Origin of the sequence: Chitinophaga polysaccharea (genome assembly GCF_007829335.1) — a bacterium.
Classification (GTDB): Bacteria; Bacteroidota; Bacteroidia; order Chitinophagales; family Chitinophagaceae; genus Chitinophaga; species Chitinophaga polysaccharea_B.
Genome location: NZ_VIWO01000005.1, coordinates 341,188 through 362,003 on the forward strand (window position 1 = coordinate 341,188; position 20,816 = coordinate 362,003).

Below are 20,816 nucleotides of genomic sequence, written 5' to 3' on the forward strand. Positions count from 1 at the left end.
CGCTGTTATTTAGATATATATACTTGTCGCTGTTGGATACGGAAATGAAAAGGTGTTGTCATCTGTAACAGTTTCAATGCTTTTACGATCCCTTCTTTTTCAAATACCCCACTGAGTATTTCTTTCTTCAGGCTTTCATCTTCGAAGGAAATGGAGACATTAAACTGCCGTTCCATTTTCCGCGCCACTGATTCGAAGGTTTCATTTTTAAATACCAGCTTCTGTTCGCGCCAGGCGGTTTCAGCCACCAGGCTGTCTTTCCCGTTGGCTTCAGGGAAATTGACCAGCGACAGGCTATCGGTTTTTCCAATGGTAGATAAAATCAGTTTTTCATGTGGCAACAGGATTACTTTTTTCTCCAGGCTGTTGTGCATGATCACCTGCACCTTCCCTCCCACTACAGCTACCTCTGAGCGGTTATCATCGTCGTATGCTTTTATGTTAAAGCTGGTACCCAGTACATGTACATCCAGTTTGCGGGTATGTACTACAAAGGGCCTTGCATCGTTTTTTATTACATCGAGAAATATTTCCCCGCTGACCTGGATATCGCGGCGGCTATTATTAAAGCGCTGATCGTAGCTGAGCTTACTCCCGGCATTTAGCCATACCGTGGTACCATCGGGTAGCAGGGCTTTCATGGTTTGTCCGAGCGGGGCAGTGATCTCCTGGCGGGAGGCGATAGCGAGATGTTGATGACGCCACCACTGCCATCCTATGCCTGTTGCCGTTAGCCCCACTACCGCTGCTGCGGCAGCCCACCAGCCACGTTTAATGCGCATGGCAGTAACTGGCGCGGCAGACAGGCGGGGCACTATTTTCTCCCAGCCCTGCTCCGCAAATTCCATTTGTCCGGCCGCGTTATTACCCATCCTGTCGATGATGGAAGCCGTAAACGCCGCACCGGGATCCGCTGTCAGCAATTGCTCCAGTTCTTCCAACTCTTCCTGACTGGCGGACCGGCTGGCCTTTTTCGCCATCAATACTGCTATTCTTTCAGATTTCATTTCATTCAAATAGGACTTGTGTATAAGGACACCGGGTAAACAGTGATTCCCTAAAAGCGGGAAAAATTTTTTTTGGGGGAGATGGCGGGAAGGGTTTAGTCATTCTTTTCGCCGGCATCCGGGAGGGCCGGTACGGGGGCAAAACATTGGAGACGGGCAGCCAGTTTTTTCATGGCAATGGCCAGTTGGGCATCTACTGTTTTAGGAGAAATACCGAGGATGCCTGCCACCTCTTTGTAAGACAGTTCATCCTGCTTTACCAGCTTGAAGATCATTTTACATTTAGGAGGCAGCTGTTCCACCGCCGAAGCGATGGCCTGCTGCAGTTCGTGGGTGAGCAGCAACTGCTCGGTGTCGGGCTCGAGCCGGAAATGTTGTACATGGAGCGAGTCGAGGTCTGTTTCCGTAAAAATGGCCGGCCGGCGAAGCTGGTTTAATGCGGCGTTCTTTACCGCCACATACAGGTACACTCTTATCTGCCCGATCTTATCCAGCTGGTGTCGCTTTTGCCAAAGCTTTACAAATACATCATTCACTATTTCTTCCGCCGGCTGGCGCTGTTTTACGAAGGCAAAGGCAAACTGGTATAACCGGAATACCTGCTGCTGGTACAGCGCTTTGAAAGCGAGTTGATCATCGTGAAATTGTATGCGGTAAAGTAACTCCTCCATAGTCACGTGCATACCACAAAATAAAATTTTTCTGGTAAACGCGGTTACTTTTTAAGAAATAATACAAAACCAGGCAGACTATCAAATATTTCTGCAAAAGAAAAAGCCGGACAACCTGGCTGGTTGTCCGGCTAATGGGAGTAATGGTTGTTTTCCCGTTTACTTCAGTTTCAACGTAATGGCCTGCTGTTGTTGGTTACGTATAATCACTACAGGAATACTGCTTTTCCAGGAAGCACCCTGGGTTAGTTCCAGCAGATCTTTGGTAGTTTTTATGGGATGCCCATCGGAAGAGATGATTACATCTTTCGCTTTCAGTCCTGAGGTGGCCAGCAGGCTACCCGCATTAGCGGTTACAATGACTACCCCCGACTCATCGGCCAAACCATAGGCAGAGCGTTCTCCAAGGCCGGAAATAGATTTGATTTTCCCTCCCAGGAAATCAACCGGCGCCGCCGCTGCATCGGGGCTGCCACTCATAAACATGGGGATAACGGGTTTCGCAGCCAGGTTGCGCAACCGGGGCTGCATTACGCCAAAACTATCCATCGGGATATTGTTGAAGCCCATCCTCAGCGCCGGCGAGGTAGCCGCTACGGTATAGTCGCCCTCCTGCGGGTTAATGAACTGCGGATCGCCGGCCACGCTATGCACATCGGTACCATTGTTACGGGCTTCCTGCAACGCCGCATCGTCCGGGAACAGGTTGTAGTCGATACTTTTGCCCCAGTAATTGATTTCGATGGGGAAATATTTACGGGTAACAATATTGTGTTCAAATACATCGCCGCTGTTTTTAAACCATACATGCGGGTGGAAGGAGTTGTTGATCATAATATTGTTTTTCACGATGCGACCAAAACCTTCCCGGAGTTTAAGGCCTCCGTTGAGGCAAACGTTGTTATAGATCCGGTAGTTGGAAGAACCGTCGTCCAGGTCGATATCCCAACCATGATCGCAGCGGAAACGATTATTGCGGATGGTCACCGGTTCCTGTACATCCAGGAATATCAGCTCCGGGTGTACAGCTACAAGGCTGTCCATATACCCGCGGTTGGCGGCCCAGAAGCGGTCGCGCCCCCAGGAGTTAAAGGCGCCATGGTCGCCGGTTTCCAGTACTGTATTAAACACATCATTGTACGCCAGCAGGTGACCGCCGAAACAGCCGTCGCCGATGTTAATACCGGCGCGGGGAGTATTGTAGATGCTATTGTGTGTGACGGCAATACGGGACGAAATTTCTATTTCTACACCCGTCGCTTGTTTTTCTATCTCCCCTACATTATGTAGCAGGTTATTATCGGCCAAGCATTCCTGCGGATAGTTATTGCTGGCCGGGCCAGGTGTTTTATCCAGCTGCGCATACGGCGTAAAGTCCTCGTAACGGAAATTAGGAGACCGTACTGCTTTGGCATCGCCTACAAACGCAATAGCGCTGGCGCCTACATGCTGTATTTCGCAACCGCTGATCGTATCATGACGGTTATAGTTGCTCAGCATGATAGCATTGCCTCCTAAGGTAGTGAAGCGGCAATCGGTGATGCAGCAGTTTTCCGTTCCATCGAGCAGTACCGCCGCACCGCGGTAGATGGTCCAGTCGCTGCGCAGCAGTGGTTCTTTGGTATCCATAAAAGTACGCTCGTTATGCACGAACTGTAGTCCGCGCAGGGTTACGTTTTTTACTGGCTTAGCGGCGCTGCCTTTTAATACGATACTTTTCTTTAGCCGGGATACCTCTATGCGGGCGGCCGGCAGTTGCATCGCTGCTGTTGGATAATAATACAGCAGGTGCTGCTGCTGGTCGAGGAACCATTCGCCGGGAGCGTCGAGGGCTTCCAGGTTGTTTTCCACGAAGCGGAACTCTTTGTGCAGGCCATTAGGGCGGTTGTTTTGCCAACCGCCTTCCAGCACCAGTTCGTTGTTTTTAACGCCGGTAACGCGGTAGTGGAAGCCTCCCCAGTCGTATGCATGTAACGCATGTACGTAGCTGTTTTCCGGGTGTTTCCATTGGGCTGCTTTTTCCAGGGCATCGGCGGCGGTGCCATGAAACACTTTGGCAGTAGCATCATAGTTAGGATAACGGGCCAGCACCTGTAGTTCTCCGTTTACATAGAGGCGTTCAAAGGTAACGCCGGTGGGTACACTCGCTTTGTAAATACCATCTTTGTAAGGCGTCCAGGTGAGCGATAACTTTTGTCCGGCGCTGATAAACACCGGTTCGTTATCGTACGCACGTATTTCGAGGCGCTTGCAGGCCATATTGGCGGCCTGCAGGTTGATTTCCTTTTCCAGGTAGTAAGTACCTCCATGCAGGAGAATGACGGCCTGCTCGTTCTTTCGTTTGATGGCTAATTCCACCGCTTTACCGGGTGTTTTCAAAGGTTGGGATGCACTGCCGCTATGGCTGTCATTTCCATTAGTAGCTACGTGCCAGACGGTTTGTGCTTTCCCCAGGTGGGCGAAGAACAGCACACAACAAAAGAAGAGTAATCGTTTCATATGTTCCTGCGATAAAAATTGACTAGTGATACTGTGGATTTTGCTGAATATTATTGTTGGTGATTTCCTGTGCAGGGATCAGCCATGTTTGATTATAAGGGCCGATGGGCACACTTAAAGAGGAGCCTCTTACGGTTTGAATATGCTGGAAGGTATTGGTACGTTTCAAATCGAACCATGCATCTCCTTCATTCGACAATTCCCATTTACGTTCCTTGATGATGGCATCGCGGAACTGGTCTTTGGTAAGTCCTTTCAGGCCTGGTACATCTGTAGTGCTGCTTTTATTGATCCGGGCGCGCCAGCGGATTTTGTTCACGTATTGATACGCACTGAACAAATGCACTCCCCTTGACATACGGCTATTATTATTCATTGAAAACACGTGGCGATCATAACGTCCTGGTTGATACCCGAAATATAAAGATAAAGTAGGCATCCCTCTTCCTAAAAATGCAGATAGGAGAAAAAAATATTGATAATGAAGAAAATCATATCGGCCCACAAGCCCTATAAGTGGGGCATTTCCAGTGATCGTCCCGTTAAGCGTACATAGGACACATTTTCTCTGGACCATCTATTTAAGTAAAAACTGGACGATCTTGATGATCCAGAAAAAGACAAATTTTGTGTCAGCAAACAGCAAAAGCCATCATATTTTATCACAAATAAAAAACACTGACACATGGAAAAGCAAACAGCCGCCTTTACCTCAAAGGATTTTCACCGCACTTATGCCCGTCCTGCTTATGTAAAACCAGGAAAGCTGATTCACAAAAATGTAGAACAGGCCGGGGCGCACGACTCGTTTTCTACCGAACGTAAACACCCGGTATTCTTTGTAGATCTGCCAACGAAAAATGTAAGCATGACCATCGGCGGGCTCTTACCTGGCCAGCTCACCAACCGGCACCGGCATACTTATGAAACGGTATTGTATGTGCTGGAAGGAAAAGGATATACGGAAGTAGAAGATGAAAAAATAGAATGGCAGGCTGGAGATGCCGTATATATTCCCAGCTGGGCCTGGCACCGGCATCAGAACCTTAGCGACAGTGAACCCGCCCGCTATATTGCCTGTGAAAATGCCCCGCAATTACAAAACCTGGGTGTAGCCTTAAGAGAAGAAGAAGGCCGGGATCTCTAATCTCTCACGAAAAAAAAATTAAATACATGATACAAACCAATTTATTCAAAGGTATCATTGCTTATCCTATCACGCCGTTTGATGCGCAGGAAAAAGTAGATATCCCCTTATTTAAAACCCTCACCGAGCGCCTCGTACAATCAGGCGCTCACGGGATTGCTCCATTGGGCAGCACCGGTGTACTGCCCTATCTCACAGAAGAAGAAAAGGAAGCCGTTACTACTGCCGCTATTCAACAGGTAGCCAAACGTATACCCGTACTCGTGGGTGTTTCGCATCTCACGACTGCGGGCGCTATCCGCCATGCCCGGTTCGCAGAAAAAGCGGGGGCCGACGCCGTCATGATACTGCCTATGAGCTACTGGAAACTGACGGAAGACGAAATTTTCCATCACTATGAAAAGATCGCCAGCAATATTTCATTGCCCATTATGGCTTACAACAACCCTGCTACCGGAGGCATTGATATGTCGCCTGCATTGCTGAAACGTTTGCTCCAGATACCCAATATTACCATGGTGAAGGAAAGTACCGGAGATATACAGCGCATGTTTACCCTGCGTAAAGAACTGGGTGAAGAGGTGGCATTTTACAATGGGTCCAACCCGCTGGCATTGGCGGCGTTTACTGCCGGCGCCCGTGGCTGGTGTACGGCCGCCTACAATCTTATCCCGGGTTTAAACAACCGGTTATATGCCGCCTTCTCCCGGCAGGACATGGCTGCTGCCAGGGATGTTTTTTATCAGCAGCTGGAACTGTTGCAGTTCATTGTGGCTAAGGGGTTGCCGGTTGCGATACAGGCAGGACTAAAAATACAGGGGATAGAAAGCGGTTATCTTCGTAGTCCGTTGCAACCGCTTAGTGCTGATGACCATCAAAAGCTGGAGGAGATATTAGGAAAGTTAAATTAACCGCATTAAAAAGAGATAAGCAATGCCCGGGAAAAGAATTTCCCGGGCATTGCTTTTATAAAAGGATCATGCTGTTATTTCATGATCTCGCGGATACTGGTCAGGTGGTGATCATCATGTTCTGCTACAAAATAAGCCAGGTCGATGATCCGCATGGGCGTTTTCAGGCGGGGATGCAAGGCCACGTGCAAGAGCTGATCCTCTTGCAGTGTGAGCAGGCGATTCACCAGTTGTTGCCGTTGTACGCTGAACAGCTGCAGTAGTTCGCCCAGGTTAGTTCCATTATGGTTAGCCGTATGTGTTCTTTGATTGGTGAGATCCGCTTCGCGGAGTTGAGGGATTCCATGGGCCAGGTCATCGAGGCGGCCCAGCCAAAGTGGTTCCATATCTGCGAGGTGGCCGGCTTGTTCTTTTATACTCCATTTTCCTTCCCTTTTGGCTGTCAGCACCGCGATATCAAGTGGGCTTAACATGGCTTCCAATCTGACTGGCGCACCTCTCAGCCGTTCTATGATGTCGGGTAACACCCCGTTATCGTCCATGATGGGAAAACTTCTTTTAAACCATTCGGTCCTTTTCATGAGTATGAAATTTTTTCAATAACAATAAAGCATGTTTCCATCTCAAATATATTCATTAATCTTACATCAGGCGCAGCAATAATAACCCGTATTCCTTAAATACATCATCATTATGAAAGTGATCATTACCGGTGCTACCGGCATGGTTGGAGAAGGAGTGCTGTTGGAATGTTTATCTCATCCGGACATTACACAAATACTGCTGGTGAGTCGCAAAACCTATGGCTTACAGCATCCCAAATTACAGGAATGCCTGATTCCTGATTTTATGCAGCTGGAAGATCATGTTACCCAATTAACCGGATATGATGCCTGTTTTTATTGTGCCGGTATCAGCTCCAATGGTATGAACGAAGTAGCCTATACCTTTATTACCTATGACGTAACCCTTCACTTTGCACGCCGTTTGGCGGCCATTCAGCCGAATATGATTTTTGAATATGTATCTGGCAGTCATACCGACAGCTCTGAACAGGGCCGTATTATGTGGGCGCGGGTGAAAGGGAAAACAGAAAACGCGCTGACAAAACTTTCGTTCCAAGAAATATATCATGTACGGCCTGGCTTTATGCAGCCCACGCCGGGACAAAAAAATATAAAACGTTATTACCGGATGATTGGGCACCTCTATCCGTTATTGCGCTGGCTATTTCCCAACCAGGTAAGCACTATGCGGGAAGTAGGCCTGGCGATGATCCTCGCAGCAGTCAAGGGATACCCCAGGCCTATATTGGAAGTAAAGGATATTAAGTTACTGGCCCGCGGTTAATGGAGTTTGTAGCCTAGTCCCAGCGTGATTCCCCAGACGTTGTAATTTATCTTCGTATGGGGGCTGGTAGCCACCGGAGAAAGTCTTAACAGGTAGTTGCCTGTGAGTCCCACTCTAAACCGGTTGATGTTACGCACAATACCTGCTTCCGTTTTGATACCGGTATTACATGTTTTGGTATCATAGGCTTCAAAAAGGGGATGATCCTTTTTATTATTATTCAGCAGGATATTTAAGTAAGGTCCTGCGCCGGCAAAGAACTCAGTATGTGCTGAAGGAGATAGATGCCGTGCACGGAACGTGGTGTTCACCTGCGCAAAGTTGTACCAGGACATGTTCCCTCCTGGTCTGCCAACGAGCAGCGTATGGCGCTCTCCCAATGCAACATAGCCCACTTCACTGGACAAATAAAACCATTTTTTATGCAGGTACTCAATGCCTGCCATGATCGTAGGGGTTATCAGGGGATTATTCTTAACTTTAAAAGCTTCCACCCGGAGATTAGAAGAGGTGATGCCTATGTAGATTTGTAAAATATCGATAATGCGCTGATTTGCTGAAACAGTTATTGGCTTGAAAACTTGTACATATAACTACCTCTACCATTGAAACCGCACAGCTGTAATAAAAAATACCCTAAATTGCAGTGATACGTCTGTCCGGTTACCTACCGTAACCCTTTCAATTTGTCAAGATTCCTTTTTTGATTTCCAGTAACACCCAATTAATCTACTTGCTATGAAAAGACTCGTCATGCTAATGCTGGCAAGTGCCCTTTCGATAGGCACGATGACCAGCTATGCGCAAAGCACTACTACCGCACAGCAAACCGCCGAAAAAGCCCCCAAGGCTGCCAAAAAGAAAAAGAAACAAGCTGACGACCAGGTAACGGCTACCCAGGACCAGGCCACTACCAAGGTTAAAAAAAGCAGGGCTAAAGCAGAAAAAGCAGTAGCGGCTACCGACGCTGCTGGTACCACAGCTACCGAAACGGCCAGGAAAACAAGAACAAAAAAAACGAAGGAATTAACCACGGCAGCTCCCCCTGCTACGCCTGTGGTACCAGCTACCGCCACCCCGGAAACGCCTAAGAAAACAAGAACCCAAAAGAGCAAGGAAGTAGTTGCCGCACCAGCTGTACCGGCTACACCTGCCACACCTGCTCCTGCCGTTACTGTTCCTTCCCGGCCGGTTCCCGCTGCGCCCGCAGTAACTGCCGTTAAAAAACCGGTTGTTACTCCTTCCGCGCCAGCCAATGGTTCCGACCCCGCCATCGGCACCGACGCTAAAGGCAGAACCATTTACCAGGGACGCCGCGGCGGGCAATACTATATCAATAAGAATGGTAATAAGACGTACATCAAAAAAGATTAGTTACGCCCTGTAAAAAGAGATGGCCTGTATCGTTGCGATACAGGCTTTTTTATACCTGCCCAATAAAAAAAGCCCCCAGCCCAATATGGCAGAAGGCTTCTATCCTGTCGTTGATTCCTTGTGTATGATACTAGTATCTGTAATACCCGTGGTAATAGTGATGATAATGACGATGAGGGTAATAATATCCGGGCCTGTCACGCACCACCAAACAACTGCTCAATCCAGATACGAGAAGGATGGCGAGTATAAAATACTTTAACGTTTTCATGATTACAAGATTTGATAAACACTGGAAATAAGTAGCTATTAAGCGCCTGCAGACGGTTTAATGTTCTTGCTCACTATAAAGTATGATAAAATTATGCCAGAGTAACGGGTGGAGTGTTATCTACTGTTATCGTTTGTTAACGATATCAGTTAACAGTAGGGATGGTCATTGTGGGTTGCTGCGACGATGCAGTCACGCACTCCGCTCCTGCTTATCCAACATCCTCACCCTATACATCACCATACCACTGATAATGATTAACAGCAGGTAACTATACGATAGATTATGTCCATCTTTGGCGGGCAGCAAATAAATGAGGCTATAGCTGAGAATGGATACGATCACATAACATACCCCACCTGTTAAGCCACCTGCAATCCCTGCATTACGGGGAAATTTCTGTAAACAATAGGTGAAGTAATTATTGTAGGTAAATCCGGCGCCCACATGCACGAGGAAAGCGAATACGAGGATAGTCCATAGGCCCCCGAAAAGTATGAATGTGAGCAGCAGCAGCGATGCGGCGAGGAACTGCAACGCTACGTTGATATTCATCTTTTTCACAAAGGGCTTATTGATCAACCCCTTACCCAGGAAGCCTCCTGCCATCCAGGCCAGGCCGAGGAACAGCGAGCAATAGCCGGTGATCACCGGCGATAAGTTAAAGTAATGTTCAATGATAAAAGGGCCCGACATGTTGTAAACCATCACCATGGAATAGGCCAGTCCGAGCATGCCGATACCTAAGGTAAAACTGCTGGTGCGCGCCATGGTATAGTAAATAGAAAAAATGGCGCGTGGATGAAAAGGGGTTGTGTGTTTAATGGTTTCGCCACCAAAGATCAGCTCAAGGATAAACAGCAGACCGGCAAATCCTCCCAGGAAATAAAAATTGGATTCCCAACCAAAGGTCACCTCCAGGTAGCCTCCGATGAAAGGTGCAATGATAGGCCCTGTAGACCATATGATCGTAAAATAGCTGAGATAATGTTTTAATTTCTCTCCCGAATATAAATCTACAAAAAACGCCCGCTTACTCACTACCATAGCCGCCATGGTGATGCCATGTACAATACGCATGGCATAGATCACATAAATGCTGTGTGTATTAGCGACAATTACGCAAGAAATACAACAGATAAACATCGACACCATCGATATCTTATACCGGCCGTAGCTGTCGAGCAGGCCGCCTACAAACAACTGCGACACGCCATAGCTGATCAGGAAAAGGCTGAGGGTCAACTGAGCCTGGCTGTTGGTGATGCCCAGGGCGCTGGTCATGCCCGGCAGGGAGGGCAGGTAAATGTCGGTGGCAAAGCCCGACATGGGTATCATGGCGAAAGCGAGTATAGTGGCTATTCCGATATTGCTCTCCTTAATGTTGCTGCGTGTGTTGATACTGGTTCTCATTTTCTTGCTGCTGATTCTTATCCTGCAAAAATAGACATTAATACCAACACCAGGGAGCTAATCCTCTTTCAAACAACAAAGGAGCAAAGACGCGGAGATATTTGCGTCTTTGCTCCTTTGCTATCTCGTGGAAAATATTATTTCGCCGGGGTAATCACAATGTTCCTGAATTCAATAGGACCATGGTCGCCCTGGAAATAGATCGGTCCTGGTTCCGCTTCATTGCTATCCAGCGCACCGCCGGTGATACCGGGAATTTCCTGGTTGCTGATGATGGTTTTGCCATTGGCAACGATCGTTACCATGCGGCCTACGAGGGTGATATCGTATGTTTGCCACTGATCAGGTCCGATGGCTGCATTTTCACTGGGCACCAGGAATCCATATACTCCTCCGAACAGGTGACTGTTGGGATGATCTGTTTTAGGATTATCGATGATCTGTGTTTCATAGCGGCCTCTCAGGTATACACCACTGTTGCTACCTTTCTGATAGCGGAATTCCAGGTGTAATTTGAAGTCGGTGAAAGTTTTTTCAGAAATCAGGTTAGCGCCGGAGTGAGGACTGCTCAACACGCCGTTTTTAACGACCCATTGGTTTTCGCCCAATGCTTTCCAGCCGGCGAGGTCTTTCCCATTAAATAGTTTAATGGGGTTGCCCCATATGGGTGCTGTGGCTCTTTTCAGGTCGGGTGCTTTTACGCCTGTAAAGGGATAAGACTGCCCATCGCTGGTATGAATAGTACCGCTGATACCGTCAGCAGTAACGGTTCCTTCAAGTGTCAGATCGCGATCTTCGCGTTCCCATTGTGGAGGGATGGCAAAACTGAATTTACCGTTATCGAAGTTAACCTTTGAAATAGGCCGGGCGCTACCGCCGGTGCTCACAAAGCGACCTACCAGGGTTTTAAAGCCGGAGAGCTCTACTTCCAGCCAGGATGGCTTGTCTGTCCCATTTTCATTCACTTTGATATCCCAGCGGCCAATCAGGGAACCGCCGGTCACGGTTTCCGTTTTAATAGCTGACACCTGTGCCATCACACCGGATGGATGCGCCAGCCCCAGGCCCATACAACATATCAGACCTGCGATAATACGTTTTCTGTTCATGTTCATAATTATTGAAGAAGTTATAAAGATAAATATTTGGTTCTTTTTTTTCCGGCTTTTATTGAGAGAAGAGAAAGTTAGCAGTAACTGACCCGAAAACCGGCTCACTGCGATAGAAGTGCAGTATAATGCTATTACTTTGAGGCAGTAGCTAATCCAGCTCCCTGTTTCCGGATACCCTCTGCAGCACTACAACCGGCATTTTTATCAATACCCGCTACCATGAAAAAATGTTTACTCCTGGCATTCTTTTGTCTTGGTACCCGCATCAGCTATGCACAAAATTGCAGTAGCCCGCTAAAAATCGTTGTGCTGGGCTCTTCCACTGCCTGGGGCAATGGACTGCCCAACCGCGACAGCGCCTGGCCATTCCGTTATGCCCGCTATCTCAAAGCCAGTCACAACGCCGCCGATACGGTGATCAACCTTGCTATTGGCGGGTATACTACCCAGCAGATCATGCCCAACGGCACACCGCCTTATACTATATTGGGCATCGCCCTTAGCGTAGATACCACGCATAACATTACCAAAGCCATATCGCTGCACCCCGATGCCATCATCATTAATATGCCTACCAACGATGAGGCGAAAGGGTTTCCGCTGAATAAACAATTGGCCAACTTCCTGGTATTGAAGCAGGCGGCGGCACAAGCCCACATTCCCTTGTGGGTAAGCACTACACAGCCCAGGGGTAACCTGGGGTATGATGCTGCTACCCGCTTACGACAAATGAAAGATACCATCATCAAGTACTTCGGCGCCTACGCGATCGATTTCTATACCGGTATGGCCACCAGCACAGGGTTCATTGCCCCGCTGTACAACAGCGGCGATGAGGTGCATTTTAACTCGCTGGGACAAAGCATCCTGTTTAGCCGCGTGGTAGCTGCCGCCATACCGGATTCGCTCTGCGCTTATAAATCCATCCCTACTACGCCTACCCTGCCACCCACGCCTCCTAAACCGGGCTGGCTATTTCCTAACCCTGCTACAGATCATGTGCTGCTGCAGGGTATCATAGAAACCGTATTCAGCGTGGCTGTTTACAATAGCAGCGGCGCATTGATCCACCTGCAACAAAACACGATGAGCAACCGCCTGGATGTGAGAAACTGGAGACCAGGCATCTACTTTATTATCGTGAACCAATCGCAACGATATAAACTAGTGAAGATGTAAGGTAAAAGGAAACGGGTATCTCCGTCAGCGGAGGTACCCGTTTTTAGGGGGAACTAATATGAAAAATCAATCCCGTTAATGTAAAATGATGTAACTTTTGCCCTTCAACCCCTATAGCGATGGAGAAAAAGTACTTGTCTGCAGCTGCGGCTGCCCTATTATTGTCGTTATGCAGCTGTCATGGTTCGCGCCCTCCGGCGCATGCAGCGCAGGATTCTCTGGCTGCGGCCAACAACACACCGCCGGATTCGCTTCCACTCCCGGGAGCTACCAAGTCTGTCACCAACTTCAGCGATGTAATTGGCTGGAAAGACGGCAGCAAACCAATTGCTCCTCCCGGCTTTGAGGTAACCAAATTTGCAGACGGCCTGCAAAACCCCCGATGGATATACGTAGCGCCCAATGGCGATGTGTTTGTATCAGAGGCGCATGCGATCAAGCGGTTTACCCAGGAGGTGATCAACAAATGGAGTGGTAAAGCGAACTCGGAAAATAATAGCATCACCGCCAACAGGATTACCATGTTCCGGGATACCAACAATGATGGGCTTCCTGATGAACGGCATACCTTCCTGAAAAAGTTGAACCAGCCCATGGGCATGCTGATATTGAATAATATCTTCTATGTAGCCAACACCGACGGTATCGTACAATATCCTTATCAAACCGGCATGACCACCATGGAAGCTGACGGGAAGAAAATAGTGACCTTGCCCGCAGGCGGTTACAACAATCACTGGACCCGGAATATCATTCCCAATGAAGATGGCAGCAAGTTGCTGGTATCTGTAGGATCCGGTACCAACGATGCAGAACAGGGAATGGAAGTAGAAAAAAACAGAGCCAATATACTGATCATGAATCCTGATGGGAGCAACCTGAAGATCTACGCCAACGGGCTCCGCAATCCTGTGGGTATGGACTGGGCACCGGGCACCCATACTTTGTGGACGGTAGTCAATGAACGGGATCAGCTGGGCGACGACCTCGTGCCTGACTATTTTACCAGTGTGCAGGAAGGCGGTTTTTATGGCTGGCCTTATGCGTATTTTGGTCAGCATGAAGATCCCTCTTTCAAAGGCAAGGAACCTGAGCTGGTAAAAAAATCCATTACGCCAGATGTAGCGCTGATGGCCCACTCTGCCTCCCTGGGTTTACTTTTCTATAAAGGCACTGCCTTCCCTGAAAAATACAGGAATGGTGCTTTCATCAGCCAGCACGGCTCCTGGAACCGTACCTACCTGTCGGGTTACAAAATCATTTACATTCCTTTCCAAAACGGCAAGCCTGCCGGCAAAGCGGAAGACTTCCTGACCGGCTTTATCGCCAACGAGCCTAAAAGTGAAGTACATGGCCGCCCCGTAGGTATGGCCATGATGAAAGATGGTTCCCTGCTGGTAGCTGATGATGCCGCGAATACCATCTGGCGGGTTTCGGTAAAAAAATAATCTTATCAATTAAAAAGGGTTGCATTCCATCCTGAATGCAACCCTTTTTAATGCCTATTAATATGCATGATTATTTTACAATACTGGGTTCTATCTCCTTTCTTAATGCTGGTAATCCGAAATATTGTTGCTGAATTAAATAGTCACGCAGCCCTTTGTCTTCCAGGAACAGGTTTTCCAGGATAGTGCCCGCCGGCCAGGTAGCAGGGTTCTTTGGTACCAGTGCATGAAACAGCGGCACATAAATATTGGCGATATAGGCCACAATCTTTCTCTTTTCTTCCAGCGACCACCGCTCAAAAGGCTTTTGCCCGGTAAATTCGGTACTGCCACTGTTGTCGTACAACGCCGAAGCATACCAGTTTAAGCCATCCAGCAAACGGTGATCTTCCGCGGTGGTATGGTCTTTTATCCAGGTGAGCAGATCTTCCCGGATCGACATTTTCCCCTTGCAATCTTTCACAAAAATGGTTTCACCTACGGTGCCAATATGGTTATCATCCATACGGGCGTAATCGTTCATGGCCAGGTCGTTGATACGGGGTTCTTTCGTATAGCCGTACTGTTTTACCAGCCTTTTCAGGAATGCGGAATCATTGGCCAGCAGGATGGCCAGGTCGGCCTTGCTATCGTTGAGCAGGTATTTATTCCTGGATACCATCGTGGGCAACAACTGTATCTTATAGTGGGCACTGTCGGTAAATTCTACGAAGTCGCCCACCAGCGGTACATGGGTGATAAAATGATACCCGGTGGAAACAAAAATATTATCTACCGTATACCAATATTCTTCGTCTTCTTTTTTCTTCCCGTCAAACAAGGTGATAAACTGTTCATGTTTTTGGGTATCGCAACTGCCGGGTTCAAAAACATCGCCGAATATACTGCGGATCCTGGCTTTAAAAGCGTCGTCGGACAACTGTACGAAATGCTGCGCTTTCAACCCTTCTGCGATGGCTGGCAATGCCACGTTTACATCGGTCTCGGTATATTTATAAATAGGATAAGATCCATCTTCTGATGCTTCCAGCCTCATCTGCAATTCCTTGTGCTTTTTCAGTAAAGCAGCATTCATGGTATATACGTTTTCAATTGGTTTAACACTATCGGTTTGCGCTGCCTGTTTCGTATTACTTTCTTGTGGATGACAGCCCACGCAAGCCAATACCATCGCAACGATTCCGGTGAAGGTGTGTTTATACATTGTTTGTTGTTTATCTTAATCCGATATGAAAGTGATCCTGGTGAACGCTCATCGCCACTCCTTTGGTATGTTTAATACCTGCTTTATAGGCATAGTTGGTATTAAAGCCCCATTTTAAAGCAATGGTAAGAATATTTTCCAGGGTTTCTACAAATTTTTCTTCTGATGGATAATGTGCTTTAGCGTCGTACCAGTACCGCTCATCAGGCGCTGCGCCGGGATAGCGGATATCCATATCATCGCCGTGCACGTGGCCCTGGTGCCCGATATTTCTTCCATCATTGGCAGAAATGTCGTTATAATAGAGTGTGCCGGCATATCCATTGAGCGGCAGCGAATAAAAGAAGCCAAAGAAGGCTGCCGCCACTTTCGGCGCCGCATAGTTGTCGCCGCCGGCATCCCTGGTGCCAAAACGCCCCCAGTTGGGCCCTGTTTCCGGGAAAGGCAACAGGGTTTTCTCGTTAGCGTTGATGACATATGTTTTTACCAGGGCGTTCTTATTGTACACATCAAACTGGTATTGCTTAGATTCTTTGTTGATCCGGATCTGTTGATAGGTAAACAGGTCCACATCAATCCGGTACTTGTTATTGTCGCCCGCAGGAATGATGCCGTACAAGCATTCACTCACTTTAAACACGACCGATGTTGTTTCTTTAAATGCTTTTTTCTTCTCTGCATGGCTACTCTTGCCGTCGGAAGTCACCGCATCTTTACCTACTTTTTTACTGATCTTTTCGGTTACTTCCGTATTGCCGTTAGCCGCGTTCTGCAACCCTTTCCATTTCCAGAAAGCCATAGATGACAGCACTCCTATCTTCAAGTCTTTAATCACCAGGTCAGGGTCGGCAATAATATCTGCGTTCTCCCGCTTCGTGTAGGTATTGGCGTAGTCATAGGCGGTGCGGCCCGTTAGCTGTATGGGTCCTTTCCCGCGGAAGTTCCAGCCATCGTTGGCCTGGGTGTTACCCAGCTCCCGTCCTTTAGCGGCGTCGGGACCGTAGGCATAGTTCGCAATATTTTTTTCATTTTCAGGGGTTACGCCCGGATGAGGAGGCTTTTCATTGGCGCGGCCCCATAACTCCGCTTTGGCCCGGCCTTCTGTGGTTTGAAAGGCGCCGAAGTTTTCAATCAGGCTTTTCCAATACCAGTTGAAGCTTTCCCCGCTTTTCAGGTGCAGCGTACTCCCGGTTTCCACCATGATTTGTGCAAAGAAATGGGCCTTATTCCAACAGGTATTCATGCCCAGTTCCTTCATGTATTTGTTGTAGATGTCGGCCGCTGTTTGCAGGCTTTCCGGCGTTGCATCCGGGAACATTTTCTTCAGTGTGGCCGGCGTTATTTTTTCATTGCAACGCGGGCAGCCGCCGGAAGATTCTTCTTTCTCCAACGCCTCTCCCAGCACGGTGGGCGCCACATCTTTGGTGACCTTGTTCAGCAGGTCTGCTGCGCCATCCGAGAGTTTAATATGCTGGTAATAACTAATGGTTTTAGGATCGAAGGTGTTTTTATCTGCTACCTCCTTCGGGAATTCAAACTTATCGGCCTTCGTAGATTTGATAATAGCATAGAAGGGACGAAGATTGTCATCTTTGGCTTTTACCCCCGTTTTTAATTTAGCGGTATCCAGTTCTATATTCAGGATTTCCTGGTCGTCTACTTTACCGGTGAGCTCCAAGGCCAGCTTATCTTCTTCCTTGTATTTATTTTCCCAGAGCTGCAGGGTGAGCGTTTCCCCACCCAGGTTACGCGTCTGGATATGGATCTTTATCTTCTCCCCATATTTATACACTTTATAGGCAGGATAATCTTTGCTGTCGTAGAAGTGTACGGACACCACTTCTTTGGTGTCATCGATGTACACATATTTTCCCGTTTCCTTATCGCGCAGGTTGCTTTCTTTTTTTGGATACCAGAACTTTTTGCCTTTTGCCTCTACGGTTTTCACATCTGCAAACTCAATGCCTCCGGGTCTTTGCAGGATACCAAAGCAAACGTCGTATTCATTCCATTCGTATAATTTCTTCAGGAGAGGTTTGAGATCATCGGTTTTAACATCGAGTTTGATATCGCCGTTGGCATCGAAGGTGGCTTCGCCCAGGTCTTTAATATAATTAAAGCTCGACTTGTCAGCTTCCAGGATATGCAGGTTTACTTTTTCTCCTGCTGCGGCGGGGCAACTGACGAGGGCTTTAATCGTTTCTTTCCAGCCGGCGAAAGGTTTATATACGCCTTCCTTATCTCCAAAGCACCAGCGGGTGATGGCGGCATATTTTGCATTTACTTCCAGCCTTTTAGTAGAAGCGCCGAGGGTGGCGGTCATATAGAATTTGCCTGCATGAGTAGCATAAACGCCCGCATTCTTTTCTGTGCTGCTGTTGTTGTTAGGCACCCATGTTAGCGGACCATCCAGCTCCCGCTGATATTTCATGAGGGTTTTAGCTATCAGTGTATAATGTTTACCTACTATCCAGTCGGTGGTACCGCCTTCCACTTCCAGCTGCACCACTTCATTATTCTTCACTTCAAAGCGCCAGTCATCTTTCTGATGATTGCCGGCAGGCGCGCCCTTGCGGGCATCCCAGGCATCGGCTTTCATCACGTAGGCCTCCACTACATATTTACCCGGACGCATAAAGTGCATGCGGCCGTCCAGGGAAATAGCGGAACCGGTGCCCACATCGTGGCCATTGAGCTGCCATTTGATCATGCTGCTTTCAAAGTCCTGCACCTGTGTTTTGTATACCATTTCGCTCACTTTAAAGCTCATGGTGGTGCCGGGTCTGATCACATCGGCCTGCTGGTCGTTGGTAACGGCTACTACGCCATTTGCTTCCGAAACCATGTCCTGGCTTACTGTCTGCGGTGCGCCGTCGGGTGTATCGGCTGCCATGGTGGCGGTAACTTTGTAAGTGGCAGCGGAGTTGTCGGGGGTAAACGTAATCTTGTCGTTGCCAGGTTCTGTAGCTGCCACGATATTGCCTGCCTGATCGGTCACCTGCATGGATACCCGCTTCTTTTCCTCTGCGGTGGCAGGCTGCATTTCATAGTCGGCGTTCACAGTAACTGGAACGCCCCTACGAATACGTTGTTCACTGCCCTTTAGCAGTCGCCCCATCCCCTCTCCTACGCTGAGATGATCTTTCAGTTTATTAACCGTTACTTTCACATCGAGGGAGCAGCGGGTATCATCGCCTTCATTGCCATAGGCCATCACGCGATAGTCGCCGGCCACGTCGAAGTTCATTTTCAGGGTGGGGCCTGCCTCGTTGAAATCCCGGGCAGCGCCTTCAAAGCCTTGTCCCTCCAGAATTTTCCAGCTTACCTTGTCTTTATCTGCCTTGGCTTCGTTGAAATAAGATTTTACTGAGAAGTTGATCGATTCATCTACTCTTACGATCAATATCTTTACCGCATCTGTTTTCTGGCTGCCACTTACCAGTTCGAGCGCAGGCACCCGCCCTTCTACCGTGGCTTTAATCGTATGTACTTTGGGCATCTCCTTACGATTAGCTGGTTTGGGCGCCATCGGGTTGAGTGCCGACATCGTTTCCACTTCCACTTTATCGAAATGGGCGCTGTTTACCGCGGCGGTTTGTCCATGGAACAGAATAGAGATACAGGCGGTGCCCGCGGTAGCGCATACCGCTTTACTATCTTCTGTCAACACCTTTCCTCCATTGGTGAGGGTTACCTTTTCATACGGCTGTTGCCATGCGGTGATCGATGGTACGCAGGTGCTATTGTTATTTTTGCTGCAGTTGCCAAATGATTTTGCTTCCAGTGGCGTCCCGGTATCTTTGGTGCTGGCAATGGGTTTTTCGCTGCCGTCTCCATCATTGATATAATCGCGGTTATTGCCGCTGATAACCAGTTTATCAGTCTTGGCGGCAAAATCGCATTTACAGGTGGCGCCCTGTACTACAAAGTGTTTATCGGCCATACAATGGATGTTTTATTGTTGATGTTCATCGCTGATATTGATGGCACGCAGGGTAACTTTATAGTTACCCTGTGTCCATACTCCTTCTAATCGTTGTAAAAAACCAGGTGGATGTAATTGTACTGCTTTTATTTCCATATGCCCTTCCGTGGTATCCTGTGCAGGCTGGCCTGTTTGCAGGATTTGTCCGGCAGGGGTTCGTTGTGTGGTGACCAGGAAGTTTACCGGTGGTTCAAAAGGTTGCACCGGGTAAGCTGCGGGAAATGTGTTGCGTTGGCCGGCGCGCATCAGGGAGCACCAGGTAACGAGCAACAGGTCTTGTTTCACCGCTTCCAGGAACGCAGCTGGTTGCAACAGCGTTTGTTCCGTAGTACTGATATAGCTGGTGGCTTCCGGCCCGGTGAAATACTGCAACAGCTGTATTTTTTTCTCTTCCCATCTCTTCACGATCTCCGGGTGATTATAAATACCGGTGATGCTGCCATCTTCCGCCGTTTGTATTTGCAGGGGCCACATTACGCTACCACATTGGGCAGCCAGGTCGGAGGCCAGGTGATCGGAGGCTGGTTCATCATTGACCCTCATTTCCGAACGGTTCGCCTGGAAATAGTCGTTCCCGTTATCACCTACGATCATCCGGCAAATGGTCATATTGTACCGGAGTGTAGTCGTATTTTCTCCCTGGTAGCTGGCGGTGACCACGTATATATGGGAGGCCTGCAGCACCGGCGGCGCTACTGTTTTACTGAATATTTTGCCTAAAGAAAATAGCCCCATATCCGTTTACTCTGTGCATTTATGTCCAAGGGTATCTACCTGGTGATAGCCAGGCAAGCTTACTTCCAGGGTCCATTGTCCCTGTAACGAATCCCGGGAACAGCGTTCATAGCGCAATTCCCCCCGGTAGTCGCTCAGCTCCTGGTTAATATCATTATGTGTATCCCAGAAATCTTCTTTTCCCTGCAGGTAACTTTCCGTGGCCGCAGACCGATCGAAGAACTGTATAAAATAGCGGTAATACTGCTTTTCCATAGCGGGCTTGTTAATGGCCGAATCGCACCAGGTGCGCAGCAGTTGCCGGAGGCTGTCCGGGTTCTTGGGTGTATTTTCTATCAGTGCATATTGGTACAACCCGGGTCTGGGCTGACCGTTTATATTCACGGGCCCTTTACGGGTCAGTTTATTCAATGCCAGGATGTGTGGTGCCTGGTGTAGAACAGGTTCCGTACAGGACCACATACCGAGGAGGAGGATGCCTGCATAGCTATATTTTATCATTCGCTTCAT

General features: G+C 48.3%; 18 protein-coding genes. 6 read left to right on the top strand and 12 right to left on the bottom strand.

The genetic code is table 11. The annotated features are described in order from the left end of the window. Positions 1–5: 5 nt before the first annotated feature. From FHW36_RS18305 to FHW36_RS30740, 4 genes are all read right to left on the bottom strand, one after another. Positions 6–1,007 carry a FecR family protein gene (locus FHW36_RS18305; protein ID WP_145671019.1) on the bottom strand — a complete coding sequence of 334 codons (1,002 nt, stop codon included), beginning with the start codon at positions 1,005–1,007 and terminating at the stop codon, positions 6–8. Positions 1,008–1,102: 95 nt separating this feature from the next. Continuing rightward, a complete protein-coding gene (locus tag FHW36_RS18310) occupies positions 1,103–1,690 on the bottom strand; it encodes an RNA polymerase sigma-70 factor (RefSeq protein ID WP_145671020.1) in 588 nt (195 codons plus the stop codon). Between the two features lie 147 nt (positions 1,691–1,837). After that, positions 1,838–4,177 carry a PDZ domain-containing protein gene (locus tag FHW36_RS18315; RefSeq protein WP_145671021.1) on the bottom strand — a complete coding sequence of 780 codons (2,340 nt, stop codon included), beginning with the start codon at positions 4,175–4,177 and terminating at the stop codon, positions 1,838–1,840. 22 nt (positions 4,178–4,199) lie between these two features. Then, the gene (locus tag FHW36_RS30740; RefSeq protein ID WP_222429116.1) at positions 4,200–4,535 is read right to left on the bottom strand and encodes a RagB/SusD family nutrient uptake outer membrane protein; all 336 of its coding nucleotides are present in this window, start codon (positions 4,533–4,535) and stop codon (positions 4,200–4,202) included. A gap of 327 nt (positions 4,536–4,862) precedes the next feature. Between FHW36_RS30740 and FHW36_RS18325 the strand changes: the two genes are divergently transcribed. Further along, positions 4,863–5,324: a cupin domain-containing protein gene (locus tag FHW36_RS18325; protein WP_145671023.1), complete on the top strand. Its 462-nt coding sequence runs from the start codon at positions 4,863–4,865 to the stop codon at positions 5,322–5,324. 26 nt (positions 5,325–5,350) lie between these two features. Beyond that, positions 5,351–6,235: a dihydrodipicolinate synthase family protein gene (locus FHW36_RS18330; RefSeq protein ID WP_145671024.1), complete on the top strand. Its 885-nt coding sequence runs from the start codon at positions 5,351–5,353 to the stop codon at positions 6,233–6,235. A 74-nt stretch (positions 6,236–6,309) separates the two neighbouring features. On the opposite strand, the gene FHW36_RS18335 is transcribed toward FHW36_RS18330, so the two are convergent. Next, a complete protein-coding gene (locus FHW36_RS18335; RefSeq protein ID WP_145671025.1) occupies positions 6,310–6,816 on the bottom strand; it encodes a DinB family protein in 507 nt (168 codons plus the stop codon). A 112-nt stretch (positions 6,817–6,928) separates the two neighbouring features. Between FHW36_RS18335 and FHW36_RS18340 the strand changes: the two genes are divergently transcribed. Next, positions 6,929–7,585 carry an NAD-dependent epimerase/dehydratase family protein gene (locus FHW36_RS18340; protein ID WP_186452510.1) on the top strand — a complete coding sequence of 219 codons (657 nt, stop codon included), beginning with the start codon at positions 6,929–6,931 and terminating at the stop codon, positions 7,583–7,585. Here the strand turns inward: FHW36_RS18340 and FHW36_RS18345 are convergent. Further along, positions 7,582–8,031, bottom strand: a complete 450-nt coding sequence (locus tag FHW36_RS18345) for a hypothetical protein (protein WP_145671027.1) — start codon at positions 8,029–8,031, stop codon at positions 7,582–7,584. The two genes, FHW36_RS18340 and FHW36_RS18345, sit on opposite strands and share 4 nt — an antisense overlap. Before the next feature lie 292 nt (positions 8,032–8,323). Here FHW36_RS18345 and FHW36_RS18350 point away from each other — a divergent pair, with 292 nt between their 5' ends. Then, positions 8,324–8,959 carry a hypothetical protein gene (locus FHW36_RS18350; protein ID WP_145671028.1) on the top strand — a complete coding sequence of 212 codons (636 nt, stop codon included), beginning with the start codon at positions 8,324–8,326 and terminating at the stop codon, positions 8,957–8,959. A gap of 463 nt (positions 8,960–9,422) precedes the next feature. On the opposite strand, the gene FHW36_RS18355 is transcribed toward FHW36_RS18350, so the two are convergent. Beyond that, positions 9,423–10,643 (bottom strand): MFS transporter, encoded by a 1,221-nt coding sequence (locus tag FHW36_RS18355; protein WP_145671029.1) that lies wholly within the window; start codon positions 10,641–10,643, stop codon positions 9,423–9,425. A 137-nt stretch (positions 10,644–10,780) separates the two neighbouring features. After that, positions 10,781–11,752, bottom strand: a complete 972-nt coding sequence (locus FHW36_RS18360; protein WP_145671030.1) for a 3-keto-disaccharide hydrolase — start codon at positions 11,750–11,752, stop codon at positions 10,781–10,783. Between the two features lie 222 nt (positions 11,753–11,974). Between FHW36_RS18360 and FHW36_RS18365 the strand changes: the two genes are divergently transcribed. Beyond that, entirely contained in the window at positions 11,975–12,934 is a 960-nt protein-coding gene (locus tag FHW36_RS18365; protein ID WP_145671031.1) for an SGNH/GDSL hydrolase family protein, read from the top strand. A 119-nt stretch (positions 12,935–13,053) separates the two neighbouring features. After that, positions 13,054–14,382, top strand: coding sequence for a PQQ-dependent sugar dehydrogenase (locus FHW36_RS18370; protein WP_145671032.1), 1,329 nt, complete (start codon positions 13,054–13,056; stop codon positions 14,380–14,382). A gap of 70 nt (positions 14,383–14,452) precedes the next feature. Here the strand turns inward: FHW36_RS18370 and FHW36_RS18375 are convergent, their stop codons facing one another. Genes FHW36_RS18375 through FHW36_RS18390 form a run of 4 tightly spaced genes read right to left on the bottom strand, consistent with a single transcriptional unit; the run spans position 14,453 to position 20,816 of the window. Next, complete coding sequence (locus FHW36_RS18375) at positions 14,453–15,586, bottom strand: hypothetical protein (protein ID WP_145671033.1); 1,134 nt, start codon at positions 15,584–15,586, stop codon at positions 14,453–14,455. A gap of 10 nt (positions 15,587–15,596) precedes the next feature. Continuing rightward, on the bottom strand, positions 15,597–19,529 hold the full coding sequence (locus tag FHW36_RS18380) for a PAAR-like protein (RefSeq protein WP_145671034.1): 3,933 nt from the start codon (positions 19,527–19,529) through the stop codon (positions 15,597–15,599). A 12-nt stretch (positions 19,530–19,541) separates the two neighbouring features. Next, the gene (locus FHW36_RS18385; protein WP_145671035.1) at positions 19,542–20,306 is read right to left on the bottom strand and encodes a hypothetical protein; all 765 of its coding nucleotides are present in this window, start codon (positions 20,304–20,306) and stop codon (positions 19,542–19,544) included. A gap of 6 nt (positions 20,307–20,312) precedes the next feature. Next, positions 20,313–20,816: a hypothetical protein gene (locus FHW36_RS18390; RefSeq protein WP_145671036.1), complete on the bottom strand. Its 504-nt coding sequence runs from the start codon at positions 20,814–20,816 to the stop codon at positions 20,313–20,315.